Annotated in this window: 13 protein-coding genes; 6 read left to right on the top strand and 7 right to left on the bottom strand. The window is 71.7% G+C overall.

Going from position 1 to position 17,862, the window contains the following annotated elements; genetic code table 11:
- Positions 1–131 precede the first annotated feature (131 nt).
- Positions 132–1,136 (top strand): GDSL-type esterase/lipase family protein, encoded by a 1,005-nt coding sequence (locus ACZ7CF_RS30360; RefSeq protein WP_470371178.1) that lies wholly within the window; start codon positions 132–134, stop codon positions 1,134–1,136.
- A gap of 246 nt (positions 1,137–1,382) precedes the next feature.
- Here ACZ7CF_RS30360 and ACZ7CF_RS30365 read toward each other — a convergent pair whose 3' ends face one another.
- The 3 genes from ACZ7CF_RS30365 to ACZ7CF_RS30375 all read right to left on the bottom strand — a co-directional run bounded on the left by ACZ7CF_RS30365 (position 1,383) and on the right by ACZ7CF_RS30375 (position 5,373).
- Positions 1,383–4,154, bottom strand: coding sequence for a hypothetical protein (locus ACZ7CF_RS30365; protein WP_470371179.1), 2,772 nt, complete (start codon positions 4,152–4,154; stop codon positions 1,383–1,385).
- Positions 4,155–4,327: 173 nt separating this feature from the next.
- On the bottom strand, positions 4,328–5,005 hold the full coding sequence (locus tag ACZ7CF_RS30370; RefSeq protein ID WP_470371180.1) for a hypothetical protein: 678 nt from the start codon (positions 5,003–5,005) through the stop codon (positions 4,328–4,330).
- The gene (locus ACZ7CF_RS30375) at positions 5,002–5,373 is read right to left on the bottom strand and encodes a YchJ family protein (RefSeq protein ID WP_360396473.1); all 372 of its coding nucleotides are present in this window, start codon (positions 5,371–5,373) and stop codon (positions 5,002–5,004) included. Before ACZ7CF_RS30375 ends, ACZ7CF_RS30370 begins: the two co-directional genes overlap by 4 nt.
- A 96-nt stretch (positions 5,374–5,469) precedes the next feature.
- Here ACZ7CF_RS30375 and ACZ7CF_RS30380 point away from each other — a divergent pair, with 96 nt between their 5' ends.
- On the top strand, positions 5,470–6,030 hold the full coding sequence (locus tag ACZ7CF_RS30380) for a DivIVA domain-containing protein (RefSeq protein ID WP_470371181.1): 561 nt from the start codon (positions 5,470–5,472) through the stop codon (positions 6,028–6,030).
- A gap of 27 nt (positions 6,031–6,057) precedes the next feature.
- Here the strand turns inward: ACZ7CF_RS30380 and ACZ7CF_RS30385 are convergent, their stop codons facing one another.
- The 3 genes from ACZ7CF_RS30385 to ACZ7CF_RS30395 are packed head-to-tail and all read right to left on the bottom strand — an operon-like array spanning position 6,058 to position 11,860.
- Entirely contained in the window at positions 6,058–6,582 is a 525-nt protein-coding gene (locus ACZ7CF_RS30385) for a GNAT family N-acetyltransferase (protein WP_470371182.1), read from the bottom strand.
- Complete coding sequence (locus ACZ7CF_RS30390; RefSeq protein ID WP_360396469.1) at positions 6,583–9,063, bottom strand: DNA gyrase/topoisomerase IV subunit A; 2,481 nt, start codon at positions 9,061–9,063, stop codon at positions 6,583–6,585. It lies immediately after the preceding gene.
- A 34-nt stretch (positions 9,064–9,097) separates the two neighbouring features.
- Entirely contained in the window at positions 9,098–11,860 is a 2,763-nt protein-coding gene (locus ACZ7CF_RS30395) for an ATP-binding protein (protein ID WP_470371183.1), read from the bottom strand.
- Positions 11,861–12,311: 451 nt separating this feature from the next.
- On the opposite strand from ACZ7CF_RS30395, the gene ACZ7CF_RS30400 reads away from it, so the two are divergent.
- From ACZ7CF_RS30400 to ACZ7CF_RS30415, 4 genes are read left to right on the top strand one after another with little or no spacing between them, the layout of a single operon-like run.
- Positions 12,312–12,677: a hypothetical protein gene (locus ACZ7CF_RS30400; RefSeq protein ID WP_470371184.1), complete on the top strand. Its 366-nt coding sequence runs from the start codon at positions 12,312–12,314 to the stop codon at positions 12,675–12,677.
- A 23-nt stretch (positions 12,678–12,700) separates the two neighbouring features.
- Positions 12,701–14,299: a DUF4331 domain-containing protein gene (locus ACZ7CF_RS30405; protein ID WP_458431366.1), complete on the top strand. Its 1,599-nt coding sequence runs from the start codon at positions 12,701–12,703 to the stop codon at positions 14,297–14,299.
- Between the two features lie 26 nt (positions 14,300–14,325).
- Positions 14,326–15,588: a tetratricopeptide repeat protein gene (locus ACZ7CF_RS30410; RefSeq protein WP_470371185.1), complete on the top strand. Its 1,263-nt coding sequence runs from the start codon at positions 14,326–14,328 to the stop codon at positions 15,586–15,588.
- Complete coding sequence (locus ACZ7CF_RS30415) at positions 15,585–16,955, top strand: nickel/cobalt transporter (RefSeq protein WP_470371186.1); 1,371 nt, start codon at positions 15,585–15,587, stop codon at positions 16,953–16,955. The genes ACZ7CF_RS30410 and ACZ7CF_RS30415 overlap by 4 nt, the downstream gene beginning before the upstream one ends.
- Positions 16,956–17,017: 62 nt before the next feature.
- Here ACZ7CF_RS30415 and ACZ7CF_RS30420 read toward each other — a convergent pair whose 3' ends face one another.
- Positions 17,018–17,773 (bottom strand): anti-sigma factor family protein, encoded by a 756-nt coding sequence (locus ACZ7CF_RS30420; RefSeq protein ID WP_360396457.1) that lies wholly within the window; start codon positions 17,771–17,773, stop codon positions 17,018–17,020.
- Positions 17,774–17,862: the final 89 nt, after the last annotated feature.

Raw genomic sequence — 17,862 nt, forward strand, 5'->3', positions numbered from 1 at the left:
CGAAAGGCCCCCACGTGCAGCAAGCAAACCGGCGGGGTGCACGCGGGGAGCTTTCGTACTCTCCTGGCGCACGGGAGGTCCCCGCGTGCGGCAAGACGGCGGGCGGGAGGGGGTCGGTAGGCTGGTGTGCGATGCGCAGAGTTCTTCCGCTGATGGCGATCGTCGTGCTGGCGATCGTGCTGGTCGTGAGCGACCACCCGTTCCCGCCGCCGTCCGACCCCGACCGCGAGTCCAGGACGGCGGTGGTGGCGCTCGGCGACAGCACCCTGTCCGGTGAGGGCGCTGGCTCCTACGAGCCGGGCACGAACGGCGAGGAGGGCGGCAACTGGTGCCACCGCTCCAGCGAGGCGTCGATCATGAAGGCGCGGTTCGAGGCCGACGAGCGGTTCAACCTGGCCTGTTCGGGCGCGAACTCGGACCGGCTGCGCACCCAGCAGCTGCCGGAGCTGCGCAGGATCGCCGGCTCCCATCGGGTCGTCGCGCTCGTGGTGGCCGTCGGGGCCAACGACGACCCCAAGTTCGCGGACATCCTCAACACGTGCGTGCAGGCGTGGGGTGCGCGCAGCGACTGCACGGCGAAGGTGGCGCCGGAGTGGACCAAGCGGGTCGCGAAGATGGTGCCGAAGGTCGAGAACACGCTGAACGCGATCCGCCAGACCATGCGCGACTCGGGCTACCTCGACTCGTCCTACCAGCTCGTCGTGCAGTCCTACGCGGCGCCGGTCGCGCCGAACGTGCCGAAGTCGCTGCAGAACCTGTCCGGCTGCCCACTGCGCACCGGTGACCTGGAGTGGGTCGTCGAGGAGGGCGTGCCGGAGCTGTCGAACGGGTTGCGCGTGGCGGCCGGGAAGGTCAACGCCCGGTTCCTCGACCTGGCACGGGCCGGTGAGGGCCACGAGGCGTGCGCGAGCGGCTCGTCACCGGAGGAGGAGTGGTTCACCCGGCTGACGCTGGACTGGGACGGCCTCAAGGACGACCGGCGGTCGGCGCACGCGTGGCAGGAGTCGTTTCACCCCAACGCCCGCGGGCACGAGCAGCTCGCGAACTGCCTGAGCGAGTTCCTGGCCGCCGACAAGCGTGACGGGGCCTGCGTGCCCAAGCTCGACGGCACGCTCGGGCTCACCACCGAAAGCTGACCTCTCGCGGCCAGCCGGGGTTGCCGGTGTGCGCGAACGCGGCCCACGCCCGTGCGATGTCGCCGCGGAACACGGCGGGCACGTCCGCGCCGGGTGCGCGTAGACCAAGCGGTAGCCGCTGGCCTGCTCGGCGAGGCGGGTGCCGGTCGCCGAACGCGCCGGTCGGCTCGCCGTCGCAGTCCACGGGCGGACGCAGGCGCAGCGGGCCGACCGCCGGTTCGGCGTACCGGATGCCCGGGTGGGCGGTCAGGCCTGCACCGCGGCGGCCGGCACCGACGGCAGCACGCGCAGGTTCGCGGCCGCGCGTTCCAGCCGGGACAGCACGCTGGGCCGCAGGTTCGCGATCTCCTGGTCGGCCGCGGGGCCCGCGACCTCCTGCAGCAGCACCTGCATCGGGTGCTCGCCCTCGGCCTCGGAGACCGCGAGCACCCGGAACGTGGTGCCGGGCGGGAACACGACGCGTTCCTCGGTGGCCACGGCGACGCGGTCGGCGACCTCGACCCTGCGGCCGGTGACCGACCACAGCAGGTACTCGACCGCGCCCTCGACGCGCTGGACGGGGTTCGCGACGGCGTCCAGCAGGCCGTGCTCGACCAGGACGTCACCGCTGCGGTAGCGCCGCGGCCCGGTCGGGCCGGTGACACCCCACACGGTCGCCACGCCGTTGTGCACCGGCAGCCGGTTCAGGCCCGAGACGATGCACGCGACGTACGGGCGCAACCGGCCCAGTCGGCCCATGCGCAGCGTCTCGACGACCATCTCTTCGTCCTGCGACACGCACGCGAGCAACGCTGTCAGGTCGGTGACCATCGCCTCGAACGCCGCCGGGTCCTCCTCGGCGTCGGGTCGTTGCGCCAGCAGCCGGCACACGGTCGCCGCGTGCGCGCCGTACCGTTCGCCCAGCGCACGGCGCACGGCGTCGCGTTCGACCTCCGAGCTGCTGTGGTCGGGTGCCACGGTCTCGCGGTCGCCGGTGCCCTGCGCGGGCTGCTCCCACAAGGCCAGCGGCTGGGCGGGCAGCGGCCCGTCGACGCGGAACCGCACTGCGGCGGCGTCCGGGTCGGACGACGGGTAGGCGGCGTCGTCGGGGTCGGCCAGCGCGTGCGACGTCACGGCCGCCATGGCCGGACCGCCCTCGACGGCCGCGGCACCGAAGGCGGGCCGGGCCGGCTGTTCCGGATCAGCGCCCACCGCGGCGAACGCGACCCGGACCGTCGCCTCCTGGTCGACCGGCACACCGGCGAACACCGGACGGGGCGACTCGGGCTCGGCGAACGCGGACCGGGCAGGCTGGTCGGTGTCGACCGGGATGCCGGCGAACGTGGCGCGCGGTGCCTCGGGTTCGTAGGCGGGTCGCGGCTCGTAGTCGGCCGTCACCCCGGCACCGAAACTGGGCCGCGCCGGGTGGTCGGGCTCCGCGTACGCCGGTCGCTCCGATCCCGCGGGCGTCACCCCGGCACCGAACGTGGGCCGCTCCGCATCCGCTGGCGTCACGGCCGCGAAGAAGCCGGTGCCGTTGTCCGCGGAGTCGCGCTGCGACAACGCGTGCGCGGCCGCACCGAGCGCCGCGGCGATGGTGGCGGACGATCCGGTCTTCGCCACCGGTGGCGCCTCGGCGGGCTCGGCGAACCCGCCGTCCACCGCGGCGTGGGCCGGGGCGGCGTGCTGCGGGACCGAGGGGGGCGGCGGAGGCGGCGGTGACACCTTCGAGTCGCAGAAGACGACTCGAAGCAGCTTGCGGACCTCGGGCTCAAGGCGTTCCACGAGAGCAGCGCCGTGCACCGCGACCGCACCGGGCGTCGTGCGCCCTGGCGTGCCCACGGTCAGACGTGCCCATTCCGGGTCCACGGCCTGAGAGCGGACCTCGGCGGCGTTGTACGGCTCGTCGTGCTCGCGCACCCACAGACCCGAGGGCACGACTTCGAGCACCACGCCGTCGCCGAGCGAGAACACGCCCGGCGAGACCTCGCTCAGGCCCGGCACCGGCGTGCGGTAGCCGGTCACGACCGGCACGCTCTCGTGCGGGACGCACTGCATCTCGGTCACGAACGGCCGCCACGTCTGCTGCCCGCGCGGGTCGACCGCGATGACCGCGGGACCGCCGCCGCGCAGGTTGCCGACCGGCAGGCCGGTGAACGCGGCGATCGGCTCGCCGAGTTCGTCGGCGACCAGCTTGCCCAGCTCGGCGTCGACGCCGTAGGGCACGAGCCGCACCCGCGACCGGGCGGCCTGGGGCAGCGCGGTGAGGAGCCGGCAGACCTCGTCGGTCGGGATGGCCGGCTGGCCAGGCCCGCCGACGACCACGGTCAGCACGTTGTCGCGGCACGGCAGCGCCACGATCGGGCGGGCGTCCGGGGCGGACGGGTCGAACGGCGGCTGCTGCGCGCGCAGCCACAGCCCCGACGGGATGGGTTCGGAGACGCCGACCTCGCCGGTGGGCCACGGCGAGTTCGGGTCCATTGCCTCCCACTGCGGCACCGGGAAGCGGCGGCCGAACGGCATCGGCGAGGCGTTCGGCTGGAACCGCACCCAGCTGCCGTAGCCCTGGGAGCCGACCACGAACGCGGCACCCGGCACGGTCGTCAGCACGCCGTCCGGGGCCACGACCTCGGTCTGCAGCTGCTCGGCCAGCCACTGCGCGGGCGCGGTGGGGCGCATCGTGCCGGCGTGCGAGACGGCGAGCCGGACCGGCCCGCGCCCGTTCAGCGCCGTCACGACGTGCGGCCAGAACGTGCTCTGGTCCCCGCTGGGGAAGTCGACGACGACCACGGTGCGACCGCGGTCGGCCGGCAGTGCGCGCGCCAGCCCGGTCGCGCCCTGACCCGGTCCCTCCGGTGCGGAGACGACGAGCGTGGCACCGACGAAGTTCGCCGCGTACGGCGTCCGCTGCGGCTGCGGTGGCTTCGGCGGCTCCGGTTCGTACTCGTACGACGGGGCCTCGTAGGACACCGGCACCTCGTAGGTGGGCGTCGGCTGTTCGGCCGGTTGCAGGGCCTGTTCCTGGGCCTGTGCGTGCATCGGCTGCACCTGTTGCGTCTGTTGGTCGCCGCGGGCGGCGGCACGTCGGCCCATCAAGCGCCTGATCACCTCCGTGCCATCCCGTTCACTCGCCCTTTCGGTGGAACCGGGCAACGGTCGTGCACGCTATCAACACGCGTCAGCGCTCCGTCACCCAGTCGGGTTATTTGGTGTCATCCGATCGAGACCCACACCGCGGTCGCCCGGCCGCACACACCGTCCGGGCCGATGATGGCCGACGCGGAGTACGCCTTGCGCCCCTCGCGGCCGAGCTCCCACGCGAGCAGCACGTGGTCCACGTCCAGCTCGACGGGCCGCTCCACCTGCGCCACGAACGTGCCGAGCACGAACGCCGGACCGCCGTCGGGGGCCACCGGCTGGGCCGACGGGCAGTCCAGCGCCGCCCACACGACCTCGGGCCGCACGTGCCCGCCCTCGTGGGGCAGGACCGCGGTCGGGCGCCAGACCCCGGCCCACTCCTCCCGGCCCGCGAGCGGCCCGAGCAGCGCGCCGATGCCGTCCTCGCGGTCGGGGCCGCAGCCGAAACAGGTCGGGAACGGGTGCCGGTCGCGCCACGGCACCTGCGCCGCCGCCGCGCGGGCCTCCGCCAGCGTGGGGACGGCAGGGACCGCCAGGTCGAGCGCCGCCGGTGCGGCCGAGGCGATCACCACGTCACCGTCGAGCAGCTCACCGTCGCGGACCCGCATCTCCCGGTCCAGCGGCACCGGCTTGCGCAGCCGCACGCTCACCGGACCGGCGCCGACGTGCGCGGCGAGGCGGCCGGAGACGTAGCCGCCGTTGCCCGTCCCCGGCGGGCCGTTGAACCGGCTCCCGATCGTCACGGTCGTCACTTCTGGTCACCCTCCAGGTACACCCACTGGCCGTTCTCCCTGATGAAGCGGCTGCGCTCGTGCACGACACCGCCCACGTAGTGCGCCCGGAACTCGACGACGCCCTCGTTCTGGAGCAGTCCGCCGTTCTCGGTCGCCAGCACCTCGAGCTTCAGCCAGCGGTCGTTGTCGCCGGTGCCCGCGTCCGACGGCCGGTGCCGCGAGTGCCAGGTGCGCAGCAGGTAGTCCTCATCGGACAGTGCGAAAGCGCTGTACCGGGAGCGCATCAGCTGCTCAGCGGTCGCCGCCGTGCGGACGCCGGAGTGGAGCGCACCGCAGCAGTCCACATAGGACTGGCCGGTGCCGCAGGGGCACAGTTTGGTGGTCACGTCCACATTGTGCCCGGTGAACTCGGTAGAACCGATGCCGCACCGCGTACGTACCCCCTGTCAGGACTGACTCGCGGGAGGCATGGGAGGCCGCACGTGACCGTCGAGAGCAGGGCGGACCTGGTTCCGCTGCGCACGTGGTTCGGGCTGCGCTGGCGCGGCTACGACCGGGACGAGGTGGACGACTACGTCGCCGAGCTGGAGGCCGAGCTGCGCCTGGTCACCGCCGACCGCGACGCCTCCGAGGCCCGCGCCGACGCGCTGGCCAGCAGGTTGATGTCGGTGCAGGAGGAGAACACGGCGCTGCAGGACGGCCTGCACCGCATCTGCCTGACCCCGATCGACCTCAGGGGCCTGCCCGAACGGCTCGCGCGCATGGTCGCGCTGGCCGAGGAGGAACGCCGCGAGGTCATCAGGGACGCGCAGCTCCAGGCGCTGATGATCGTCGGGGAGGCCGAGTCGCGCGCCCGCGGCCTCGAAGAACAGGCTGCGGCCCAGCGCGAGGAGGTCCGCGAGGACTTCCGGCTCGCCATGTCCGCCCGCCGCGCCGAGGCGATGCGGGCCCTCGCGGAGCTGCGCGACGTCGCACTCGACGAGGCGGACCGGATCGTCGCGGAGGCGAGGGTGCGGCGCGCGGGGATCGAGAACGGCGGATGACGCGGCCCCGCCCCGCACGGACGGGAGCTACGGCTCCTGGTCGAGGTCGTGGAAGTCCGGCACGGTCGTCGTCCCCGTGCGCCAGTCGTGCCGGAGCACCGCGTACCCCACCGAGTCGAACCGGCGGCCCTCACCGTCCGGCCACGCCCGGCGGTAGTGCGCCTCCTTGACGTAGCCGCACTGCGCGAACACGCGGCGCATCGCCAGGTTGTCCTGCCGGGTCGTGGCCTCGATCCGCTGCACGTGCACCAGCTCGGTGAAGAGCTTGTCGGTGAGCCAGCGGACCGCGGCCCTGCCCAGGCCGCGGCCGCGGTGCCGTGCGCCCACCCGCAGGTCGAACATCGGCGTCTCGTCCCCGAGGTCGAACAGCCGCACGATCCCGGCGCGCTCCCCCGCCACCTCGATCCAGTACGTCTCGTCGTAGTACCCGGATCGGACGCGGTCGAGCACGTCCGCGCGGTCGACGGTGGCGTTCGCGTGGAACGGCCACGGCTCGCCGGCGAGGAAGTCGGCCAACGCCTCCGCCTCGCCGACCTCGAACCGCCGGAACACCTAGTCCCTCTCGATCAGGTGGCCCACCACGTCCGGACCGGGGTGCGCGTGCCCGGACCCGTCGCGGCGCGGGTCGATCTCCGGCAGTTCCACCGGCGTGCCCTTCACGTCGGACCCGGCCGGCCGCGACCCGATCCACGCCACCACCAGGTGCGTCTCGCCCTTCAGGAACCGCTGCGACCGCACACCGCCGGTCGCGCGCCCCTTCGCCGGGTACTCGGCGAACGGCGTGACCTTGACGCTCTGCCCGCTCGACGTGACCACCATCGGCTCGCCGTGCTGGCCGTCACCCGTCTTGACCGCGCCGAAGAACAGCACGTGCGCGTCACCGCTGAGGTTGATGCCCGCCATGCCGCCGCCCTTGAGGCCCTGCGGCCGCACCAGCTTCGCGTCGTAGCGCAGCAACGACGAGTCGGAGCTGACGAACGCCAGCGCCTCCGTGCCGTCGTCCAGCCAGGTCGCACCGACGACCTCGTCGCCGTCCTTGAGCGTGATGACCTCGAACTCGTCCGACCGCACCGGCCACTCCGGCGAGCACACCTTGACCGTGCCCAGCTTCGTGCCCAGCGCGATGCCCGGCGAGGACCCCGGGTCGAGCGGCGCGATGCCGACGACCTTCTCGCCCTTTTCCAGCGGCACCAGCTCACTGGCCGCCATGCCGCCGCGCAGGCTCACCGTCCCACTCTGCTCCGGCAGCACCGGCAACGGCAGCACGTCCGTCTTGAACGCCCGCCCCCGGTTCGTGACCAGCACGACCTGACCGCGCGCCGTGGAGTGCACCAGCGCGGCCACCGCGTCGTGCTTCACCCGCCCGGCCCGCCGCTTGCCCTCCGACGCCTCCTCCGACTCCGCCGCCGTGCGCGCGACGAGCCCGGTGGCGCTCAGGATCACCTGGCACGGGTCGTCCGCGACCTCCAGCGGCCCGGCCGGCTTCGACGCCGCCAGCACCTCCTTGAGGTCACCGTCGATGAGGCTCGTCCTGCGGTCCCCGCCCAGCTCCTTCGCCACCGCGGCCAGCTCGCTCGACACGAGCTTCTTCAGGACGCCCTCATCCTCCAGGATCGCCGTCAGCTCCGCGATCTCCCTGGTGAGCTTGTCCTGCTCGCCCTCCAGCTCGATCTTGTCGTACCTGGTGAGGCGCCGCAGCGGCGTGTCGAGGATGTAGGACGCCTGGATCTCCGAGAGCGTGAACTGCTTCATCAGGCCGTCCTTCGCGGCAGCGGCGTTCTCGCTGCCCCGGATCAGCTTGATGACCTTGTCGATGTCGAGCAGCGCCCTGAGCAGCCCCTCGACCAGGTGCAACCGCTCCTCGCGCTTGCGCCTGCGGAACTTCGTCCTGCGCGTGACGACGTCGTAGCGGTGCCGCAGGAAGACCTCCAGCAGCCCCTTGAGCCCGAGCGTCCGCGGCTGCCCGTCCACCAGCACCAGGTTGTTGATGCCGAACGACTGCTCCATCGGCGTCAACCGGTACAGGTCCGCGAGCAGCGCCTGCGGGTTCACCCCGACCTTGCACTCGATGACGAGCCGGATGCCGTTCTCGCGGTCGGTCAGGTCCTTGACGTCCGCGATGCCGGTCAGCCGCTTCGACTTGTTCACCTCGTCGGTGATCTTCTCGACGATCCGCTCCGCACCCACGCCGTACGGCAGCTCCGTGACGGTGATGGCCTGCCGCCCGCGTGACCCCTCCAGCGGGCCGATCTCGATCTTCGCGCGCATCCGCACGACACCGCGACCGGTCTCGTAGGCCTTCCTCACCTCGTCGAGGCCGAGCAGGATGCCACCGGTGGGCAGGTCCGGCCCCGGGACGAACTCCATGAGCTTGTCGAGGTCGGCGTTCGGGTGCGTGATGAGCCACCGCGCCGCACCCACCACCTCGCGCAGGTTGTGCGGGATCATGTTCGTCGCCATGCCGACCGCGATGCCGGACGTGCCGTTGACCAGCAGGTTCGGGAACGCCGCCGGCAGCACGCTCGGCTCGTCCAGCGAACCGTCGTAGTTCGGACGGAAGTCGACCGTCTCCTCGTTGAGCTCGCCGACCAGCTGCATGGCGACCGGCGACATGCGGCACTCGGTGTACCTGCTCGCCGCGGGACCGTCATCGGGGCTGCCGAAGTTGCCGTGGCCGTCGATCAGCGGCTCGTTGAGGCTGAAGTCCTGAGCGAGACGGACCAACGCGTCGTAGATCGCCGTGTCACCGTGCGGGTGGTACCGGCCCATGGTGTCGCCGACTACGCGCGACGACTTCACGTACGGGGTGTTCGGCCGCTGCCCGTTCTGGTTCATCGAGAACAGGATGCGCCGGTGCACCGGCTTGAGGCCGTCCCGCGCGTCCGGCAGAGCCCGCGAGTGGATGACCGAGTACGCGTACTCCAGGTACGAGTCCTCGATCTCCGTCTTCAGCGAGTTGTCGAGCACACGGGCACCGGCCCGGTCGAACGCGGCCGGATCGACCTTGGTCGTGGGTCCCTTACGGCGTGCCATGACTTCGTAACTCCGTCTGTTCTCTCGAGAAGGCTTAGAGGTCGATGGCCGACTGGTCGACCCGTGCGGCGGACTCGACGAGCCAGTTGCGGCGCGGCTCGACCTTCTCGCCCATCAGCAGCTCCAGCGCGACCTCCGCGGCCTCGACGTCGTCCATCGTGATGCGGCGGACGCTGCGGGTCGCGGGGTTCATCGTGGTCTCCCACAGCTCGTCCGCGTCCATCTCACCCAGGCCCTTGAACCGCGGCACCGGCGTCACTACCTGCTTGCCGGCCTTCTCCAGCCGCGCGACGGTCTGCTCCATCTGCCGCTGGGTGAAGGTGAAGTGCGTCTCGGCGTTGCGGCCGCGGGTCATGACCTTGTGCAACGGGGGCATGGCCGCGTAGAGGCGGCCGTCCTCGATCACCGGGCGCATGTACTTCGCGAACAGCGTGATCAGCAACGTGCGGATGTGGCTGCCGTCCACGTCCGCGTCGGCCATCAGGATCACCCGGCCGTAGCGCATCTGGGAGATGTCGAACGTGCGGCCGGTGCCGGCGCCGAGGACCTGGACGATGGAGGCGATCTCGGCGTTGCGCAGCGTGTCAGCGAGGGACGCCTTCTGGACGTTGAGGATCTTGCCGCGCAACGGGAGGAGCGCCTGGTACTCGGACACGCGGGCCATGCGCGCGCTGTTGTGCACGAACACACCGGCTTCGAGCGCGAAGTTGTGGTAGCCGTCCACGGTCAGGTCGTAAACGTCCTCGCGCTCCGGCAACGCCGCGACAGCGGCGACCGCGTGGTTGACCAGCGTCGCCGCTTCCCGCAGCCGGGCGGAGTGGGCGGCCCTGTCAGCGTCGCTCAGCCCGGCGTACCGGTCCTGGAAGTCCTGCTCGATGCGGGCGCGGAACGCCGGGTCGTTGTTGCGCTTGTCCACGTCCACGTGGTGGCGGACGTTGCCGTTCGCGGCGCTGTCGAGGCCGTGGCGCAGGTTGTGGGCATCGGCCAGGTAGTGGGTGTAGACCCATTCCTGCCGGTCGTTCATCCACACCCGCTCGTAGCCGTCGAGGTTGTGGCCCTCGGCCTTCGACGACACCGACCGGTAGAGCGGCATCAGCGAGTCGCCGGGCAGCAGCGCGTCGGCGCGGCGGTACGAGCCGTCGCGCAGGCGGAACAGGTGGTCGGGGGTGCAGCGGACCGACGCGCCGTTGTCCAGGGTGACGCGGACCAGCGGGGCATCCCTCTTCGTCAGCCGCGGCTCGACCAGCGGCACGACGACCACGCGGCCGGCCTTGTTCGTCGCGTAGCCGAAGTGCGTCACACCGCGCTGCCAGTCCTCGACCAGTTCCAGGAACGACAGCGACTTGCCCGACGCCAGCGCGACCTGCGTCTCAGCGGTGAAACACCCGAGGGCGCTGTCGCCCTCCACGAGGAAGAGCTCAGACCGCGACACACCCGTGGTCCGGCAGTCCACCAGCTTCGCCGGCATCGCCGCGCCTTCGAGCGCCGTCTTGCGCCGGGCCGCGTCCTTCTGCTGCTTCTGGGTCAGCCGGACGCGGGAGGCGTCGACGACCTTCTGGAGCACGGTCTTGGCCTCGACCTTGGTCCTGCGGTCCTCGGTCCAGGCGCGCACCTGCTGGTCGACGATGCCCTGCAGCACCTTGGTGATGCCGGCGGTGGACAGCTCGTCCTTGGTCTGCGAGGTGAACTGGGGTTCGGGGATGCGGACGTGGACGACGGCGGTCATGCCCTCCAGCACGTCGTCCAGCGTGGGCGGGTCCTCCTTGGGCTTCAGCAGGCCGCGGGTCTTGGAGATGGCGTCCTGGACCGCCTTCAGCACGGCGCGGTCGAAGCCGCGGCGGTGGGTGCCGCCGTGCACGTTGCGGATGGTGTTGGTGAAGCACTCGACGGTGCGGTCGTAGCCGGTGCCCCAGCGCAAGGCGACCTCGACCTCGGCCTGTCGCTCCACTTTGGACCGCATGACGCCGTTCTCGTCGGCGGCGTTCTCGAAGTAGGTGCCGGTGCCGGTGATGACGAGGGTGCCGGAGACGGCGCGGTCGCCGGAGGGGGCCAGGAAGTCGACCATGTCGGTCAGGCCGTTGGGGTAGTGGAAGACCTCTTCGGAGATCGCGTCTTCCAGCGCCGACTTGAGCACGTAGGTGACGCCGGGCACGAGGAACGCCGTGTTGCGCAGCTTCATGCGCACGGTCTCGACGTCCAGGGAGGCGCCGTTCTCGAAGTAGCGGGCGTCGTACCAGTAGCGGATGGAGGTGCCGGTCGACTCGCCGCGCTTCATCTTGCCGACGACGTTGAGGCCGTTCTGGCGGGTGAACGCGGCCTTGGGGCCGGGGCCGTCGAAGACGCCGGGGACGCCGTGGGCGAACGACATCTCGTGGACCTTGCCGCCGCGGCGGACGGTGACGTCGAAGCGGTGGGAGAGGGCGTTGACGGCGGAGGCGCCGACGCCGTGCAGGCCGCCGGAGGTCTTGTAGCCGGAGCCGCCGAACTTGCCGCCCGCGTGCAGCTTGGTGAGGACCAGTTCCACACCGGACAGACCGGACTTGGCGTGCACGTCGGTGGGGATGCCGCGGCCGTCGTCGTCGACCTGGACGCTGCCGTCGGCGTGCAGGGTGACGACGATCTTGGTGGCGTGGCCGGCCACGCCCTCGTCGGTCGAGTTGTCGACGATCTCGCTGAAGAGGTGGTTGATGCCCCGGCTGTCGGTCGACCCGATGTACATGCCTGGCCGCTTGCGGACGGCCTCGAGACCTTCGAGGTGCGTCAGGTCGTCGGCCCCGTACAGGGTCTCAGCGGTCACGGGTGGTGCTCCCTGGATTGTGTGCGGACTGCCAGCAGGGTATCCGCCTGGACCGACAATTTTCCGCAACGGTGGTGCCCTTCGACCCGCAGGGCGGGTGACGTCGACCTCGCGCGCCGGTCGGGCGGTCCCGAGAAAGCCTGCTGACCTGGCAAGACGCGGTTCACCGACCCAAACGACCACGGCGATCGGGCGGTTGTCGAACGTCACGGGCCCGAGCGCGCCCCGAGGCCGGGTGCCCGAGCACGTGCGGGGTCGGGCGAGGGACCGGATCAGGCGGTTGTGATCGTCCACTGTGGACCGGAAACCGGCGGGTGCTCCCGGTCGGCGGCGGGGGCCGAGGTTGCGCGCGTGACCCAGCCGAGACCTTCCCGACACTGGTCCGTGAACCGCTGTGAACGGCGGCACGTATGCCCCGGTGTCAGATCGACGACCGGGACGGGGTGATCGCGTGCGGCACGGTGTGGACCCGGGTCCCTTCCAGCAGACCGCGCACAGCCCGTCCTGCTTCGAGCCGGCCAGGACGGGCGCGGGTGAGCCGGTGGGCTTCCGCATCCCGCGCAACCCGCACTTCCCGACCCCGCAGACGTTCGAGGAGCCGGCGGAGAGCCTGCGGCTGCTGTCCCGGCACCGGGTCCTCATCCGCGAGTGCGGCACCGAGCTCGGCATGAGCAGGGTCTTCGCGCGCCTGGTGGTCCGGCCGGAGTCCGACGTCGAGCGGCTCGTCGAAGGCATCCGCGACTTCACCAGGGCGAGGTGGACCTCAGCGCACTCAGCCCACCCCGGCGAACCCCCGCTGCTCATGCACAGCGCCTGACCCCCTCGAAAGGCAGACCAGAGATGTCGTCACCGCACGTCCTCAGCGGTCGGCGCGGCCAGGTGGCCGCGGCCGCGCTGGTGGCAGCCACCCTGCTCAACGCCGCCCTGTTCGGCGGATCCGGTGCCACCGCGTCCTCCCACCGCGAGGCACCGCTCATCGCCGGTGACCCGGCCGTGGACAACACGGACCTGTACGCGTTCGTCAGCCCCGACCACGGGGACACGGTCACCCTGGTCGGCAACTGGTTCCCGTTCCAGGAGCCCAACGGGGGCCCGAACTTCTTCCCGTGGGCCACGGACGCGCAGTACGACTTCAACATCGACAACGACGGCGACGCCAAGGCCGACGTGGTGCTGCGCTGGCAGTTCCACGACGACGACCGCCGCAAGAACAACACGTTCCTCTACACCAACGGCCAGGTGGACTCGCTCGACGACGAGAACCTGCTGTTCCGCCAGCGCTACGACATCGAGGCGATCTACGAGAACGGCCAGAAGGTCAAGCTCGTCGACAACGCCCCGGTCGCGCCGTCGCCGAACGGCCCCGCGTCGATGCCGGACTTCAAGAAGCTGCGCGACCAGGCGACGGTGCAGCTGCCCGGTGGCGGCAAGGTGTACGTCGGGCCGGCCGAGGACCCGTTCTTCCTGGACCTGCGGGTGTTCGACCTGCTCTACGGCGGGAACCTGAGCGAGGTCGGCCAGGACACCCTGCGCGGCTACAACGTCAACACGATCGCGATCCAGCTGCCCAAGCACGCGCTGGCGCTGAAGAACGACGCGAACCGCAACCCGAACATCGGCATCTGGAGCACCACGCAGCGCCGCACCATGAAGCTGTCGCCGGGCAAGGCGGAGGCGGTCGGTGACTTCGTGCAGGTCTCCCGCCTGGGCAACCCTCTGGTGAACGAGGTCGTGGCGCCCGCGGGCCTCAAGGACGCGTTCAACGGCCTGCGCCCCGACCAGGACGCCGGGGTGAAGGAGCTGGTGGACCGGGTGGTGAACCCGGAGCTGCCGAAGCTGGTCGAGGCCATCTACAAGATCCCGGCGCCGAAGGGCCAGCGCGACGACCTGGCCGAGATCTTCCTGACCGGCATCAGCACGAAGATCGGCGCGCAGATCAACGCCGACCTGAACTCGCAGATCAACAACGCCGACGTCGACAAGCACCGGTTCCGGCCCGCGGAGATGCTGCGGCTGAACATGTCGATCAACCCCAACCCGAACCCGAACCGCCTGGGGCTGCTCGCCGGTGACACACAGGGCTTCCCGAACGGCCGCCGCCTCACCGACGACGTCGTGGACATCGGCCTGCAGGCGTTCGAGGGCGCGGCGGTGACGGGCAAGCTCGTCGAGGCGCTGGCCGCCGGTGACAAGGTCGACCAGAACGACCAGCCGTTCGAGGCGGCGTTCCCGTACGTGGCGCTGCCCCGCAACGGCACGGCCGTGAACACCTCGGGCACCACCGCCGAGGTCGCGGTGAACCCGGTCGGCCGGATCGGCAACCTCGACCCGATGGCGATGACCACCGCGGTCGGCTCGGCGCTGGTGTTCGGCGCGGGTTTCTTCCTGTGGCGCAAGCGCCAGACCCACATCCGCGAGTACGGGTCGCACTCGAAGTGAGGTATCAGCAGCGACAGGCCGTCGCGGTGGGTCTCCTGGTCACCGCGGCGCTTGTCCACCTGGTCGCCTCCGGTCCTGCCGGCAGCAGGGCCGGGGGCGAGCCCCCTGTTCCCGTGGTGGCGCAGCAGAACCAGCTGCACCGGGTGGTGCACCAGCTCCAGCAGCGGCTGCACCGGGTGCCCGACGACCCGGCGTCGTGGGCGCGGCTCGGCGCTTCCTACGTGGAGCTCGCGCGGGTCACGGCCGACCCGGCGTACTACGCGAAGGCCGAGGGTGCGCTGAAGAACGCGGGCGACACCGGTCTGGCCGCCGTCGGCATGGGCACGCTGGCCAACGCCCGGCACGACTTCCACGCCGCACGCGAGTGGGGGTTGCGGGCGGTCGCCGCCCTGCCGTCCTCCGCGGAGGGCTACGGCGTGCTGGCCGACGCGCTGACGCAGCTCGGCGACGACGCGGGTGCACAGGACGCGGTGCAGCGGATGCTCGACCTCAAGCCGAACACGGCCTCGTTCGCCCGCGCCTCCTTCCACCTGGAGCTCCACGGCGACGTCGACGGCGCCCGCGCCGCGATGACCCGCGCGCTGAACGCGGCCGCGACGCCCGAGGAGATCGCCTTCTGCCGGTACCGGCTGGGCGAGCTCGCGTTCGACCACAACCGGCTCGACGAAGCCGCTCAGCACTACGAACGGGGTCTGGCGGCGAGAGGAGACGACATGACCCTCACCCAGGGCAAGGCGAAGGTCGCGGCGGCACGCGGTGACGTCCCGGTCGCGATCGAGGAGTACCGCAGGCTCGTGGCCCGCGCTCCCCTGCCGCAGTACCTGCAGGAGTACGCGGAGCTGCTCGCGGCCGACGGCAGGGCGCAGGAGGCGGCCCGGCAGTACGACGTGCTGTCCGAGCAGCAGCGGCTGATGGAGTCGCAGGGTGCCTCCGACGACCTCGCCGCGGCGCTCGTGGCGGCCGACCGCGGTGACGGGGTGCGGGCGCTGCGCCGGGCCGAGTCGGAGTGGGGCAAGCGGCAGAGCGTGTTCGTCGCCGACGCGATGGCGTGGGCGCTGCACGTGAACGGGCGGGACGCCGAGGCGCTGGCCCACGCCGACCGCGCCGCCGCGCTGGGCTGGCAGAACGCGACGTTCTCCTACCACCGCGGCATGATCCTCGCCGCGCTCGGCCGGGTGGCCGAGGCGCAGGAGGCGCTGGTACGGGCGCTGCGGCTGAACGCGAACTTCTCCCCGCTGCACGCGCTGAAGGCGGGCCGCAAGCTCGCCGAGCTGCGGGACGGGCGGTGAGGTACGCCGTCATCGGCGCCCTGCTGCTGGCCGGGTTCTTCGGCCTGCAGGGCGAGGCCTTCGGGCACCCGCTGGGCAACTTCAGCGTCAACCACTACCACGGCCTGCACCTGCACCCCGACCGGATCGACCTCAGGTCGGTGGTCGACGTCGCGGAGATCCCGACGCTGCAGGAGAACCTGCGGGACCGCGACGCCGGGCGCTGGTGCGACGAGCTGGCCGGCACCGACCGGTCCACCGTGGACGGCCGGCGGATCACCTGGACCGTCGCCGGCGCCACCAAGGAGCACCCGGTCGGGCAGGCCGGCCTGGTCACCACCCGGCTGGTCTGCGAGCTCACCGCGAAGGTCGACCTCGCCCGGCCGGCCCGCCTGGAGTTCCACGACGAGTCGAACACCGACCGGATCGGCTGGCGGGAGATCACCGCCGCCGGCACTGGGGTGCGGCTCACCGGCTCGCCCGTGCCCACCGAGAGCATCAGCGGCGAGCTGCGGACCTACCCGGAGGACCTGCTCAGCAGCCCGCTCGACGTCCGCTCGGTCGCGTTCACCGCGCAGCCCGGTTCCGGGTCGGAGCCCAAGCAGGCCACCGGTTCCCCGATCCGGTCGTTCAGCACGACGGCCGCCGCCCTCAACGACATCCTGGGCAGCGACGAGCTCACGCCGTGGCTCGGTTTCCTCGCGCTGCTGCTCTCGCTCGTCCTCGGTGCCTCGCACGCCGCGCTGCCCGGTCACGGCAAGACGCTCATCGCCGCCTACCTCGCGGGCCGTCAGGGCACGCCGCGCGACGCGTTCGTCGTGGGTGCCTCGGTCACGGTCACGCACACCGGTGGCGTGCTGCTGCTCGGCCTGGTCATCAGCGCCTCCAGCGCGCTGGCCGGCGAGCAGGTGCTGCGCTGGCTCGGGCTGGTCAGCGGCCTGCTGATCACCGGCATCGGCGTCCTGCTGCTGCGCTCCGCGCTGACCCGCGAACCCGCGCTCGCGCGAGCCGGACACGGACACGGGCACGGGCACGGGCACGGGCACGGACATGGGCACGGAACCGGGCACGGTCACGGGTACAGCCGGGCGAGCCTGATCGGCATGGGCGCGGCCAACGGCCTGGTCCCGTCACCCTCCGCGCTCGTCGTCCTGCTCGGCGCCGTCGCGCTCGGGCGCACCTGGTTCGGCGTGCTGCTGGTCCTCGGCTACGGCTTCGGCATGGCCGCGACGCTGACCGGCGTCGGCCTGCTGCTGGTGAAGGCCCGCGACCGGGTCGAACGGCTGCTGGACGGCCGTGCCACAAAACTGCTCTCGCATTGCGCACCCATGGGCACAGCCGCGTTGGTCATCGTGGTCGGCGGGTGGCTCGCATTGCAGTCCGCATAAATCACATCAATGCGAGAAGGGCCCGCATTCCGAACAGAATGCGGGCCCTTCTTCGTCCGTTCCTACATGGTGGCCACGACGAACGGCTTGCCGTCCCCGTTCTCGACCGCCACCGACTTCACCTCGTCGAGGGGAACGCTGACCATGCCCCGCACGGTCACCCCCTCGAGCCGCCCCTTCTCGCTGGAGGTCCACACGTGGGCCTCCGTCCTCGTCCCGTCGGCGCCGATGACGACGAGCCTGCACCTCTGGGCGGCGGGCAGGCCCTCGATCCTCGCGGTGACCTCGTAGCGGTCCTGCGAGGACGGAGCGACCTCCGCGACCAGCCTGATCCCGCCCGAGGTCCCCTCGCCGCTGCGCGACGCGGAGATGGACGTGTCCGGTGCCCGGTTCTGCATGAAGACCGCACCACCGCCGAACGCCACCACCGCGGCGACGGCCGCGGCGGCGAGGTAGCCCGGCCAGCGCCGGGCCTTGGCGTGCTGCGGCTCCGCGAGCTCCTCCACCTGCCGCGGACTGGCTCTGGGCTGCGGGTCGGCCACCCGCGGCTGCGGGATGACCGACTCCTGCCTGATCTGCCGCAGCGCCCGCTGCAGCACCAGGTCCGACGGCGTGGGCAGGTCGTCTTCGAGCTCGTGCAGGAACACCTCGCGGGACACCTCGTCGAGCGCCCTGCGGATCCGGTGGAAGTCGGCGACCTGCGCACGGCAGGAGGGGCAGCCCCTCAGGTGCTGCTCCACGCCATGGCTCTCCTGCGCGTCCAGAACGCCGAGCGCGTAGCAGCCAAGTGTGACCGCATCGTGCGCGCCAGCTGTCATGCGACCTCCTCGTCGTCCCGAATCGACCCCCGCGGCGAAACGGTGTCACAAGGAAAACGGGCGGACGGGAGTGCTCGGTTCAGCCCGTG

It is taken from the genome of Lentzea sp. NPDC036955 (genome assembly GCF_055608005.1).

Coding starts and splice junctions, on each gene's coding strand:
- ACZ7CF_RS30360 (WP_470371178.1), top strand. CDS start 132: ATGCGCAGAGTTCTTCCGCTGATGGCGATCGTCGTGCTGGCGATCGTG.
- ACZ7CF_RS30365 (WP_470371179.1), bottom strand. CDS start 4,154: ATGCACGCACAGGCCCAGGAACAGGCCCTGCAACCGGCCGAACAGCCG.
- ACZ7CF_RS30390 (WP_360396469.1), bottom strand. CDS start 9,063: ATGGCACGCCGTAAGGGACCCACGACCAAGGTCGATCCGGCCGCGTTC.
- ACZ7CF_RS30405 (WP_458431366.1), top strand. CDS start 12,701: ATGTCGTCACCGCACGTCCTCAGCGGTCGGCGCGGCCAGGTGGCCGCG.
- ACZ7CF_RS30420 (WP_360396457.1), bottom strand. CDS start 17,773: ATGACAGCTGGCGCGCACGATGCGGTCACACTTGGCTGCTACGCGCTC.